General features: G+C 69.8%; 10 protein-coding genes. 7 read left to right on the top strand and 3 right to left on the bottom strand.

Translation table 11 applies throughout. From position 1 onward, the window contains the following. Positions 1-339 precede the first annotated feature (339 nt). Together G6045_RS42240 and G6045_RS33655 are read right to left on the bottom strand one after the other, a co-directional pair. Positions 340-1,563, bottom strand: a complete 1,224-nt coding sequence (locus G6045_RS42240; RefSeq protein WP_165335980.1) for an SGNH/GDSL hydrolase family protein — start codon at positions 1,561-1,563, stop codon at positions 340-342. After that, positions 1,560-2,147: a TetR/AcrR family transcriptional regulator gene (locus G6045_RS33655; RefSeq protein ID WP_165335979.1), complete on the bottom strand. Its 588-nt coding sequence runs from the start codon at positions 2,145-2,147 to the stop codon at positions 1,560-1,562. The genes G6045_RS42240 and G6045_RS33655 overlap by 4 nt, the downstream gene beginning before the upstream one ends. Before the next feature lie 119 nt (positions 2,148-2,266). On the opposite strand from G6045_RS33655, the gene G6045_RS33650 reads away from it, so the two are divergent. The 7 genes from G6045_RS33650 (at position 2,267) to G6045_RS33620 (ending at position 11,934) form a co-directional block, all read left to right on the top strand. Further along, positions 2,267-3,154: a hypothetical protein gene (locus tag G6045_RS33650; RefSeq protein ID WP_165335978.1), complete on the top strand. Its 888-nt coding sequence runs from the start codon at positions 2,267-2,269 to the stop codon at positions 3,152-3,154. A 130-nt stretch (positions 3,155-3,284) separates the two neighbouring features. Next, positions 3,285-5,090 (top strand): acyl-CoA dehydrogenase, encoded by a 1,806-nt coding sequence (locus G6045_RS33645; protein ID WP_165335977.1) that lies wholly within the window; start codon positions 3,285-3,287, stop codon positions 5,088-5,090. Further along, positions 5,090-6,523 carry an amidase gene (locus tag G6045_RS33640; protein ID WP_165335976.1) on the top strand — a complete coding sequence of 478 codons (1,434 nt, stop codon included), beginning with the start codon at positions 5,090-5,092 and terminating at the stop codon, positions 6,521-6,523. Before G6045_RS33645 ends, G6045_RS33640 begins: the two co-directional genes overlap by 1 nt. A gap of 109 nt (positions 6,524-6,632) precedes the next feature. Beyond that, on the top strand, positions 6,633-8,201 hold the full coding sequence (locus G6045_RS33635; protein WP_165335975.1) for an ABC transporter substrate-binding protein: 1,569 nt from the start codon (positions 6,633-6,635) through the stop codon (positions 8,199-8,201). A gap of 75 nt (positions 8,202-8,276) precedes the next feature. Beyond that, the gene (locus G6045_RS33630) at positions 8,277-9,308 is read left to right on the top strand and encodes an ABC transporter permease (RefSeq protein WP_206344536.1); all 1,032 of its coding nucleotides are present in this window, start codon (positions 8,277-8,279) and stop codon (positions 9,306-9,308) included. Next, positions 9,305-11,152, top strand: coding sequence for a dipeptide/oligopeptide/nickel ABC transporter permease/ATP-binding protein (locus G6045_RS33625; RefSeq protein WP_206344535.1), 1,848 nt, complete (start codon positions 9,305-9,307; stop codon positions 11,150-11,152). The genes G6045_RS33630 and G6045_RS33625 overlap by 4 nt, the downstream gene beginning before the upstream one ends. Then, on the top strand, positions 11,149-11,934 hold the full coding sequence (locus tag G6045_RS33620; protein WP_165335974.1) for an ABC transporter ATP-binding protein: 786 nt from the start codon (positions 11,149-11,151) through the stop codon (positions 11,932-11,934). Before G6045_RS33625 ends, G6045_RS33620 begins: the two co-directional genes overlap by 4 nt. A 19-nt stretch (positions 11,935-11,953) precedes the next feature. On the opposite strand, the gene G6045_RS33615 is transcribed toward G6045_RS33620, so the two are convergent. After that, positions 11,954-12,703, bottom strand: coding sequence for an LOG family protein (locus G6045_RS33615; RefSeq protein WP_165335981.1), 750 nt, complete (start codon positions 12,701-12,703; stop codon positions 11,954-11,956). Between the last annotated feature and the right edge of the window lie 95 nt (positions 12,704-12,798).

Raw genomic sequence — 12,798 nt, 5'->3', positions numbered from 1 at the left:
GCCCCCATGCCCCCGCTTGTCGCGCCTGCGGTTGCGTCGTGGGGTCGGTGCCGGTCCGGGGTACCTGTCATACGGGCAATGGCGCCGTCTCCGCGAAGGGGTGCCGTTTCCGACGGGGGCGCCCGTATGACAGGCACCCCTCCCCGTCCCCTTCCGCCGTCGCGCGGCTGACGGCCGGTGGGGGTGTGCGTCACATCCGCGCTCGCCGGATTCCCTTCCGCCGTCGCGCGGCTGTCGGCTGGTGGGGGCAGGCCGCCCTCAACCACCCGTCGGCTACGCGCCCGTGGGGGCTGACCGCCTCAACCACCTTTCATCTACGGGCCGTTGGGAGCGCAGCTGTCAGCCGAGCGCAGAGGTCCGTGGGCGGTGCAGTGGGCCCTGGGGGCCGAAGGCCAAGGGGAGGAAGCGGTTTGCCATGCGTCGGTAGCCGGCGGGGTTGGGGTGCAGGCCGTCCGGGAGGTCGGTGGTGTCGGACGGGCCGAACAGGTCGGGGCCGTGCAGCAGGTGGAGGGCCTTGTCTCCCTCTGTGCGGCGCAACTCGACCTGAGAGCACAGGAGTTCGCGGATGCGGCCGAGCGACAGGCAGCCGCCTGAGCTGTCCGTGGGGCGTTCGACGGCGGTGAAGCGGCCGTCGGGGCCGTAGGGGGTGGGGCCCGGGCGGTCTTCGACGGTCGGGCAGTGGATCGGTGTGAGGATCAGGAGCGGTGTGCCGGGGTGGCCGTCGCGCACCGTGTCGAGGAAGCCGTGGAAGGCCGAGACGAAGGCGCGTTCGCGCATGCTGTCGAAGTTGACGACGTTGATGCCGAGTTCGAGGCTGATCGCGGCCGCGGGCAGGTCCCTGATGGTGCGTGCCATGAACTGGTCGAGATGGCACTGACCGCCGAGGCCGAGGTTGAGCAGGGAGACGCCGGCCGCGCGCGCCACGGCCGCCGGCCATGACCCGGTGGGGCGGTCGGCCTCGGAGCACTGGCTGAGCGAGCTGCCGTGGTGCACCCAGAGAGGACCTGTGGGTGGTGCGGGGCTCAGGGAGGTCCCTTCAGAGATGCGTACGTCGAGCAGCTTCATGGCCGCGGCGACCGGGAACCACAGCTCGATGCGGCGCTCGGTCCCCGCCTCGCCGAGCTCGAACCGCAGGGTCACCGGTCCTGCCGGGCTGACCTGCGTCTCGCGGGTGCGGAAGTCGAGGTGGACGACGGTTTCCCGGCGGGTGTGGACGCGCTCGCGCACCGCGCCGTCGACGACGAGGTCCAGTGCCGTGCCGGCGGACTCCTGGCCCAGGGGCACCAGATGGGTGAGCTGGAGGTCCAGTTCGAGGGCCGGGGCGTCGGTGACCGCCTCGAGGCGCACGCCGGAGGGCACCGTACTCATGAAGTCCAGGGTGGGGTCGGCGATCCGCGCCCGGGCCGCGGCGGGGACCCGGTGGAAGGTGACGCCCGCGTCGTCGGCGGTGGTCTCGACGGCGCCGACGACGCAGTCGAGTGCGGACTTCAGAGCGGATACGACGCCCACGGCTGCGGTCCGGTCGGGATCGCTCACGAACGCAGCCCGGTCGGGATCGCTCACGACTGCAGCCCCGTGAGGATGAGGTCGGCGAGCTCTTCGCCGATGTCGGCGGGAGACTTGCGGCCCTCCGGCCGGTACCAGGTGTGCATGGAGTTGGTGAAGCCGAAGACCGACCAGGACGCCACTTCCGGTGAGGCCTTCGACGAGAAGACACCCGCGTCCTGCCCGTCTCTGATGACCTGGCGGAAGCCCTCCTGGTAGCGGCGCCACTGCTCCTGCATGGCCTGCCAGTGCGGGGAGTCGGCATGGCCGCCCCGGGCGAAGACCGCCGACTCCTTGGTGATGGCAGCGGTGTGGGAGACCAGGTCGACGATGATCGTGCGCAGGGTCCGCACCGGGTCGTGCCCCTCGGCCACGATCCTTTGCAGGGACTCCAGTTCGTGCCCGAAGACCCTGCCGTAGATCTCGAAGAGGATCTCGTCCTTGGACTTGAAGTAGTGGTAGAGCGCACCCTTGGTCACGCCCGCCTTGGTCACGATCTCCTGGACGCCGGTGGCGGCGAACCCCTTCGTCGCGAACAGGTCGAGGGAGACGTCGAGGATGCGCCGGCGCACCTCCGGGTCGGGGTCTTTGGTGCGGGCCATCGCTGTCCTCCGGGTGCGCTCGCGAGGCGGGGTTCTGCGGCACACATCACAGCGCGGCACCGGAAGAAAGTCAATGCCGACCGGTTGGTATGCCTATGAACTCGTGCTAGAAAGCGGCCATGTTCACCACGCCGCTCGAGCTCTCGGGCCCCCTCAGGTCACCGCGCAACCTGCTGCTCGACCAGACCTACGGGGATCACGCGAGCATCCATGACCCGGCCACCGCACAACAGTTGGGCGTCGCGGGGGCGGCCGTGGAGGGTCCGACCCACTTCAGCCAGTACGACCCGCTGGCGGCTCGCATGTGGGGCGAGAGGTGGTTCACCGACGGCTGCCTGAGCGCGCACTTCGAAGCGATCTGTGTCGAAGGGGAGCAGACCCGGGCGACCGCCTCCTTCACGGAAGACCGGGCGGATATCAGGACATTGAAGGAGGACGGGACGGCCGTCCTGTCCGGCACCGCGACCCTCGGCGACGAACCGACCGCCCTGGACGCGCGGTTGGCCCGGCTCCGGCCCCTGGAGCGGCCCGTGATCTTCGAGGGCTGGACTCCCGGCCGCAAGGGCGCGCGGCCCGAGCACGTCCGGATGGACTTCGACACGCACATGGGCGACCTCTATCCGTTCACGCTGCGCCGCAAGCTGGAGACGATCACCGAGACCAGCCCCTGGTACACCGATGGGGACAACCCCTGGGGCCGGCCGATCGTGCCGATCGAGATGATCAGCGTCCTTTCGATGGCCACATGGGCCGAGTCCGGACTGGTCAAGGCCGAGCCGTCCGTCGGGCTCTTCCTGGATCTCCAGATCAGACTGCTCGGGAGCCCGGTCTTCGTGGACGCGCCCTACACCCTGGAGCGCGAGATCGTCGCTCTGGGTGAGACCCGGCGGACCGAGACGGCCTGGGTACGCACCACCGTCACGTGCGCGACGACCGGTTCCGCCGTCGCCGAAGTCCTGCTGCACCAGGGCGTCTTCAAGGAGTCGTACCCGAACTACCCCGCCTGACCAGGCTCGATCGATCGTCAGATATTGCCCCTTGATGTCACTTTTCCAATACCGACCGATCGGTATTGACAAAATTCCCCGCCCCGAGTGTGATGCATGCGATATCTCGCATGCAGTCGAGAGGGTCACCGTGAGTCACTACCGCAGCAATCTGCGCGATCTCCAGTTCAACCTGTTCGAGGTGCTCGGCCTGGACGGCCGGCTCGGCCGTGCGCCCTTCGAGGACATCGACGGCGACACCGCCCGCGCCATCCTCGGCCAGGTCGAGCGGCTCGCCACGGGGCCCGTGGCCGCGTCGTTCACGGACGGCGACCGCAACCCGCCGGTGTACGACCCGGCGACCTTCTCCGTCACCATGCCGGAAGCGTTCCGCCGCAGTTACCAGGCCTATATGGACGCCGAGTGGTGGCGGCTCGACCTGCCGGCGGAAGCCGGCGGCACGCCCGCGCCCCGCTCGCTGTGGTGGTCGGTCATCGAGCTGATCCAGGGCGCCCACGCCCCGGTGTACATGTACGGCAGCGGCCCCGGCTTCGGCGGTCTGCTGCACAAGCTCGGCACCCCGGAGCAGACCAGGATCGGCGACCTGATGATCGAGCGCCGCTGGGGTGCGTCGATGGTCCTCACCGAGCCGGACGCCGGATCCGATGTGGGATCGGGCCGCACCAAGGCGGTCCGGCAGGCCGACGGCAGCTGGCACATCGAGGGCGTGAAGCGCTTCATCACCTCGGGCGAGCACGATCTGGCCGAGAACATCCTGCACTTCGTCCTGGCCCGGCCCGAGGGCGCACAGCCCGGTACCAAGGGCCTGTCGCTCTTCCTCGTACCGAAGTTCCACTTCGACCCCGAAACCGGCGAACCGGGCGCGCGCAACGGCGTGTTCGCGACGAACGTCGAGCGGAAGATGGGCCTGAAGGTCTCCACCACCTGCGAGCTGACCTTCGGCGGGGAGATACCCGCGGTCGGACAGCTCCTGGGCGAGGTGCACGACGGCATAGCCCAGATGTTCCATGTGATCGAGTCGGCCCGTATGCAGGTGGGCGTCAAGGCGATCGCGACGCTCTCCAGCGGATACCTCCACGCCCTCGCGTACGCGCGGACCCGGGTCCAGGGCGCCGATCTCGCCCGGGCCTCGGACAAGACCGCGCCCCGGGTCACCATCGATCAACACCCGGACGTACGCCGGATATTGATGCTGCAGAAGGCGTACGCGGAGGGCCTGCGCGCGGTCTATCTCTACACGGCGGACTGGCTCGACCGGGACGACGTGGACACGAAGACCGCGGCCGCCATGAACGACCTGCTGCTGCCGATCGTCAAGGGCGTCGGCTCCGAGCGCTCCTACGAGCAACTCGCCCTGTCGCTCCAGACGTTCGGCGGCTCGGGCTATCTGCAGGACTATCCGCTGGAGCAGTATCTGCGGGACGTCAAGATCGATTCGCTGTACGAGGGCACGACCGGCATCCAGGGCCTGGACTTCTTCTTCCGGAAGATCTCCCGGGACCGTGGTGCCGCGCTGTCGATGCTGACCCGGGAGATCCAGGACTTCCTCGTACGGATCGAGGGCGAGGGCCGGCTCAAGACCGAGCGGGCCAAGGTGAACGCCGCGCTCTGCGACGTACGGAGCATGGCCGATGTGATGCTGGCCTGGCAGCAGGAGGCGCGGGAACAGTCCGGCGAGGTCTACAGGATCGGGCAGAACACCACCCGGTTCCTGATGAGCGTCGGTGATCTGGTGATCGGCTATCTGCTGCTCCGGGGGGCCTCGGTGGCCCTGGCCGCACTGGACGCCGGCTCGGCCGAGAGCGACTTCTACAGCGGCAAGGTCGCCGCCGCCCGGTTCTTCGCCGCCACCGTCCTGCCCGAACTGGCCGCCCGGCTCTCCGTGTTGGAACAGACCGACCAGCATCTGATGGACGTGCCGGACGGGGCGTTCTGATGCCGGAGCAGAGGCAGGGGCAGGGGCAGAAGCAGGGGCAGCTGCACGAGCTCAGCGCGTTGGAGCAGGCAGCCGCGATACGGGGCGGTGAGCTGAGCCCGGTCGAGCTTGTCGAGCACTACCTCGCGCGGATCGAGAACCTGAACGAGCGGGTCGGCGCGTTCTCGTACGTCGCGGCGGACCAGGCGAGGGCCGTGGCTTCACAAGCGGAGAAGCGCCTCGGCGAGGACGGTCTGCCGCCGCTGTTCGGGGTGCCCACCGCGATCAAGGACCTCACCGGCACCAGCGATATGCCGACCTCTTTCGGCTCGGCCGCCTTCCGGGGCTTCACACCGCCGGTCGAGGCCCATCTGGTCCGGCTGCTCCGCGAGGCGGGCACGATCAGTCTGGGCAAGCTGAACTCCGCCGAGTTCGGGCTCTCCGCCTACTCCGACACCTACGCCGGATCGGCCCGTACGCCCTGGGATCTCACCCGTACCGCGGGTGGATCCAGCGGCGGTTCGGGGGCCGCGGTCGCCGCCGGGCTCGTGCCCTTCGCGCACGGCAACGACGCCGGCGGGTCCATCCGCGTTCCGGCGAGTGTGTGCGGGGTCTTCGGGTTCAAGGCCTCCCGTGGCCGGATCAGCAACGGTCCGCTCGGGCTCGACCCGGTCGTCCAGCTCTGCCAGGGCCCGCTGTCGCGGACCGTGGCCGACGCCGCGGCCATGCTCGACGCGATGGCCGGTCCGGTGCCGGGCGACCTGTTCTGGGCTCCGCCGCTGCCCGACGGGGAGAGCTTTCTCGGCTGGTCACGCCGGGAGCCCGGGAAGCTGCGGATCGGGCGGTTCAGCGATCCGGGCAGCGAAGAGGTCTCCGTACATCCGGATGTGCTCGCCGCGTACGAGCAGGCCACCGAGCTGCTCGTATCACTTGGTCACGAGGTCGAGGAGATCGAGCCGCCCTTCGGCCGCGCGATGGTCGAGGAGTTCCAGGACGTCTGGTCCGTACGGTCCCTGCGGGTGCCCGTGGCCGACGAGGAAGAGCTGCTGCCGCTCACCCGGCACTGGCGGGCGCGCGGCAGGTCCGTCAGTTCGGAGCGGTTCCTCGGGGCGCTTCAGGACATGCAACTCCGCGGCACGCAGGCGATGATCGCCACGCAGCGGTACGACGCCGTGCTGAGCCCGACGCTCGCGCTGCCGCCGCAGCGGCCGGAGTGGTTCAAGGAACTCGGTGAAGAGACCGATCTGAAACGTCAGTTCCTGGCCTGCCCCTACCCGGCGGCCCAGAACGTCACCGGCCAGCCCTCGGCGAACGTGCCGCTGCACTGGTCGGACGAGGGCCTGCCGATCGGCGTGATGCTGACGGGCCGGCTGGGCGAGGACGCGCAACTGCTCTCCCTGTGCGCCCAGCTCGAGGCAGCCAGGCCCTGGGCCGCACGGTGGCCCGACCTCTGAGTCAGGTCACCTACCTCAGGTCACCCTCCACAACACTCACTCCTCCCTCACGCACACCCCTATCCAGCGGTCTCGCATTCGCGCATCCGCGCACATCAGGAGGCTCCAAATGGCACGTGTCCCCCTCGCTGCGGGCGTCTGCACCCTGGCCCTCGGCCTGGCCGTGACGGGCTGCACCACCTCGGCCGACTCCACCGGCGGCGGCAAGGACGGTGGCAAGAAGGTCAAGGCCACCATCGCGACCTCCTCCGACCCGACCAGCCTGGACCCGAACCTGGGCACCGTGGCGGCCGACTTCGTGTTCGCGCGGATGCTCAACGACCAGCTGGTCCGCCGCGACGACAAGGGCGAGATCATCCCTGGCCTCGCGTCCGAGTGGAAGGCCGACCCGACGTCCGCGGAGTTCACGCTCCGCAAGGACGCCAAGTGCACCGACGGTACGAAGGTCACCGCGTCCGGCGTGGCCAAGGTCCTGACCCGGTTCGCCGACCCGGCCACCAAGTCGACGGCGGCGAGCCAGGTGTTCGGACCGGGCGCGAAGGTCACCGCCACCGGCGACGACGCCACCGGCAAGGTGTCCGTCAAGCTCGACAAGCCCTGGTCGGACCTCCTTTACGGGCTCGCGCTGCCGCAGGCCGGCATCGTCTGCCCGGCCGCCTTGGACAAGCCGGAGCTGCTCAAGTCCGGCAAGAAGGGCGCCGGTACGGGCGCGTACTACATCCAGTCCGCGAAGCCCGGCGACAAGTACACGCTGACCGCGGTCAAGGGTTACGACGGCTGGGCCACGTACAAGAACATGCCGAAGGGCACCGTGCCGGACACCGTCGAGATGCCGGTCATCCAGTCCGAGGCCACGATGGCGAACAACCTCCAGGCGGGCACGCTGGACTACGCGGCGTTCACCGGGCCGGACGTCGCCCGGTTCGTCAAGGACAAGCGGTTCACGATCAACCCGGCGCCGATCATCCGCATGATGGTGGTCTTCAACGAGCGCGAGGGCCACCCGGGCGCCGACCCGAAGGTCCGCGAGGCGATCGCCAAGGCCCTGGACCGCAAGGCGTTCAACCAGGCCGTCACGCGCGGCACCGGCACCCTGATGGCCAGCATCACCGACGGCAGCGTGCCCTGCGCCAACAAGGACGAGTCGCTGCTCGCCAAGACCGACGTGGCCGCCGCCAAGGGCGTGCTCAAGGGCGTCAAGATCAAGCTCGTCGGTACGAACGCGGTCGCGGGCGGCTCCGGCAACGACTACGTCCAGGCCGCGCTGAAGGCCGCAGGCGCCGATGTCTCCCTCCGTAACGCCGACAGCGCCACCTGGGGCAACGACGTCATCAGCAACAAGGGCGACTGGGACCTCACGATCCTGCCGAACCTCAACCTGACGAACCTGCTGACCACCCCGGCCAGCCTGTTCCTCGGCCCGGACCCGGCGGACGGCGGACGCAACTTCCCCGGCGTCGACAACAAGGGCTTCGCGAAGGGCTTCGGCGAGGCGATGGCCACCACCGACGAGACCGCGAAGTGCGCGGCCTGGGGCGACGCCCAGAAGTCGCTGCTCGGCAGCCACGACGTGGTGCCGCTCGCGACGGTGAACCTCAACTACACCACCGCCGCCCGGATTTCGATCGCCGCCCCTGACGGTCTGCTCGCGCCGGAGACGGTGCGCGTCACCAAGTAGTACGCAGTCCAGCGGCACCCGGACCGGCCGGGGCGGCGTTGCCCCAGCCGGTTTCTTCCCCAGGTGAGGAGAGTCGTGGAGACTCTGATCGCATCCCCCAAGGCGCCCGAGCCACCCGAGCCATCCAAGGCCTTCACGCCGAAGACCGTCAGGTCGCCCTGGCCGCGGTTCCTGCTCGGCCGTCTCGCCGGCCTCGCGGGTGTCCTCGTCATGCTGATCGTCGGCACGTTCCTGATCGTCCAGCTGATCCCGGGCGACCCCGCCCAGGTGATGGCCGGACCCGATGCCAGTCAGGCGCAGGTCGAGCGGATCCGGCAGGAACAGGGCCTGGACCAGCCGCTGTTCACCCAGTTCACGGACTATGCGGGCGGTCTGCTTGAGGGCGATCTCGGTACGTCCTTCAGCAGCGGTCTCCCGGTCTCCGAGATCATCGCCAACCGGCTCCCCTTCACCGCCCAGATCGCACTGCTCGCGGTCGTGATCGCCCTCGCCGTGAGCGTCCCGCTGGGGATGGCGGTCGCGGTGGCCTGCCGGGGCGGCCGCCGCAAGGCGCTTGACACGGCGTTCACCTCGGTGACCGCGGTGCTCGGCTCGATCCCCGAGTTCGTGCTCGCGACCCTCCTGATCATGTTCTTCGCGATCAAGCTCAACATGTTCCCGCCGTCGGGCGCCGCCACCCTCGACTCGATGGTCCTGCCGATCCTCGCCCTGACCATCGCGCCGATCTGCACGCTGGCCCGTGTGGTGCGGCGCGAGACGGCGGCCGTGCTCTCCATGGACTACATGCGCACCGCAAAGGGCCGCCGCCTCAAGGCACTTCGGCTCTACGCACGTCACGCGCTGCCGAATCTGATGACCAGCACCCTGACGCTGGGCGGCCTGGTCCTGACCGGACTGCTCGGCGGCGCGGTGATCGTCGAGTTCGTCTTCGCCTGGCCCGGACTCGGTACGGGCGTCCTCGACGCCCTCGTCAAGCGCGACTACCCGGTGATCCAGGGCGTCGTGCTGCTGCTCGGCGTCCTGGCCACCCTTCTCAATCTGCTCGTGGACGTCGTGCTCGGCCTCCTCGACCCCCGCAGCCTCCACGGAAAGGCGGGCGACGCATGATGCAGCAACTGCGCAGGTCTCCTGCGCTGATGCTCGGTCTGGCCGGGCTCGCGCTCTTCGTGGTCCTCGGCATCATCGCCCCGTACATCTGGGGCGACCGGGCCGAAACCCTCACCGACCAGACCCACTTGGCGGCCTCCGCCGAGCACTGGTTCGGCACCGACGCCCTCGGCCGTGACATCTTCGCCCGGACGATGGTCGCGACCCGGCTGACCCTCCTTATGTGCCTGGCCACCACCGCCATCGCCGCGGTCGGCGGGATCGGCTTCGGTGCGGCGATCTGGGTCGCGGGCCCCCGCGTACGGGCGCTCGGGCAGCGCGTGATCGACGTCCTGATCTCGTATCCCAGCGTCATCTTCGCCCTGGTCATGGTGGCGGTCCTCGGCCCCGGCGTGGGCACCTCGATCGTCGCGATCGGTCTGGCGACCTGCCCGGCCTTCGCCCGGCTCACCACCAATCTGGCCGCGTCCATCGCGGGCCGCGACTTCGTCTCCACCGCACGCCTGCTCGGTGTCTCCCCGGCCCGGCTGCTTCGCCGGCACATCCTGCCGAACATCGCGGAACCGCTGCTCGTGCTGCTCTCGGTGGCCTTCACCATCTCGCTGAAGGCGCTGTCCGGGCTCTCCTTCCTCGGAGTCGGGGTGCAGGCGCCCGACTACGACTGGGGATCCGTACTGAACAAGGGACTCGAGGGCATTTACCTCAACCCATGGCCGGCGCTCGGTCCGTCCCTCGTGATCATCTTGGCCGGCCTTGCCGGCGGTCTGATCGGCGACGGGCTCGCGGCCGCGGTCAACCCGGCGGCCGGGCGCAGGCGCGGGTACCGGGCCAAGGTCGAGGCGGTCACCGCCGTGCCCTCGTACGACGAGGACGCGCTCGCGGTCGCCGACCGGCTCAGCGTCGTGCTGCCCGACGGCACGCGCCTGGTCGACGAGGTCTCGTTCGCCATCAAGCCGGGCGAAGTCCTCGGCCTGGTGGGCGAGTCGGGGTCGGGCAAGAGCCTGACGGCGATGGCGCTGGCCAAGCTGCTGCCGGACGACCTCAGGGCGGTGGCGGGCACGCTCAAGGTGGGCGATCTGGATCTGAACGGGAAACCTCCGGCGTCCAGGCTGGCCACCGAGATCGGCATCGTCTACCAGGACCCCTCGGCCTCGTTCAACCCCACGCTCAAGCTCGGCGGTCAGCTCACCGAGGCACTGCGGACCCATGGCCGTACGTCCAAGAAGGCCGCCGCGCGGCAGGCCGTGGACCAACTGGCCGCCGCCCGCGTGACGTTGCCCGAGCAGCGGCTCAAGCAGTACCCGCACGAGCTGTCCGGCGGCATGCGGCAGCGGGCCATGATCGCCTCGGCGCTGCTCACCTCGCCGAAGCTGCTGATCGCGGACGAGCCCACCACCGCGCTCGACGTCACGGTCCAGGCCGAGGTGCTCGGGCTGCTTCGCGAGGCCAACGAGCGCGACGGCACCGCGATCCTGCTGATCTCGCACGACGTCGGCGTGATCTCCGCGATCTGCGACCGGGTCGTCGTCATGTACGCGGGCCGCATCGTGGAGACGCTGCCCATCGAGCGGCTGCGCGCGGGGGACGCCGACCACCCGTATACGCAGGCCCTGCTGGCCGCCACGCCCACGCTGCACTCGCCGGTCGACGAGCCGCTGTCCTCGATACCCGGCCGGCCGCCGCACCCGGCGAGCCGCCCGGCGGGCTGCGCCTTCGCGCCGCGCTGCCCGCTGGCCCGGCAGCAGTGCCACGACGAACTGCCGCTTCTGGCCGTCCACGGCACGGGCGCCACCGCCTGCCACGCGCTCACCTGGGACAAGCAGGACGAGGAGGTCGTCGCATGACCGACGCGACAACAGCGGGAAACGCCGTTCTGGAAGTCCGGGACCTGGACGTCGCCTTCGGCAGGCACCACGTCCTCAAGCAGGTCTCACTGACCGTCCCGCAGGGCCGCACGCTCGGTCTCGTCGGCGAATCGGGGTCCGGCAAGTCCACCCTGGCCAAAGCGGTCGTCGGCCTGGTCAAGCCGGTCGGCGGACGGATCCTGCTCGACGGCGTGGACCTCACGCACACCAGGCGGACCGTGGCGGTGCGCCGTCGGGTGCAGATGATCCCGCAGGACCCGTACTCCTCGCTGAATCCGCGGATGACCATCGGCGAGACCCTCGCCGAAGCGCTCGATCCGCGGCGCGCGAGCGTCAAGAAGCACCGCCCGGAAATCGAGGCGCTGCTCAACCGCGTCGCCCTCGACGGCGAGGCCGCCGCCCGCTACCCGCAGGAGTTCTCCGGCGGTCAGCGCCAACGGATCGCCGTGGCACGCGCGTTGGCGGTACGCCCCGCGCTGATCATCGCGGACGAGGTCACCTCGGCGCTCGACACCTCCGTACAGGCGGAGGTGCTCGGCGTCCTGCGCGAGCTGCGCCGCGAACTCGATCTGACGATGCTGTTCATCTCCCACGACCTGGCCGTGGTCCGCCACGTCTGCGACGAGGTGGCGGTGCTGCAACACGGTGAGCTGGTCGAAGTCGCCGCGCGGGACGAGCTGTTCACCGCCCCGCGGCACCCCTACACGCGGCTGCTGCTCGACAGCGTCCCCGACGGCGGGCCCTTGCGTACGGTCGCCTGAGCCCGCCGGGAGCGGCCGGCTACTTGCCCGTCTCCTTGGTCACCAGGGCGACCGCCTCGTCGATGCTGTCCGTCACGTGGAAGAGGAGAAGGTCCTTCTCGGAGGCCTTGCCCTGGGCGATCACCGTGTCGCGCAGCCAGTCGACCAGACCGCTCCAGTACGCCGTGCCGAAGAGCACGATCGGGAACTTGGTGACCTTCCGCGTCTGGACCAGGGTCAGCGCCTCGAAGAGCTCGTCGAGGGTGCCGAGGCCGCCGGGCAGCACCACGAAGCCCTGCGCGTACTTCACGAACATCATCTTGCGGACGAAGAAGTAGCGGAAGTTGACCCCGATGTCGACGTGCGGGTTGAGGCCCTGCTCGAAGGGGAGCTCGATGCCGAGCCCGACGGAGACGCCGTCGGCCTCGCGCGCGCCCTTGTTCGCGGCCTCCATCGCGCCGGGTCCGCCGCCGGTGATCACGGCGAAGCCGGCCTCGACCAGGGCCCGGCCGATCGCGACGCCCGCCTCGTACTCCGGGGTGTCGGCCGGGGTTCTGGCCGAGCCGAACACGCTGATCGCGCTGGGCAGTTCGGCGAGGGCGCCGAAGCCCTCGACGAACTCCGACTGGATCCGCATCACCCGCCAGGGATCGGTGTGCACCCACTCCGAGTCGCCCTCGGTGTCGAGCAGGCGCCGGTCGGTGGTGTCGGGCGTGACCTGATCCCGTCGCCGCACCACCGGACCGAGGTACTGCTCCTCCGGCGGACCCTGCGCTTCCGGATTGCCCATGACCTTCTCCTCCCACTGGTGCTGTGCGGCGCGTGCCACGTGATCAGCGTAGGTCTCAGCCGGTTGACGGTGGGGGAATTAGGGGGGTGCGGGGA

This window comes from Streptomyces mesophilus, from assembly GCF_011044995.1.
Lineage (GTDB): Bacteria > Actinomycetota > Actinomycetes > Streptomycetales > Streptomycetaceae > Streptomyces > Streptomyces mesophilus.
This window is presented reverse-complemented; position numbering and strand designations above follow the sequence as displayed.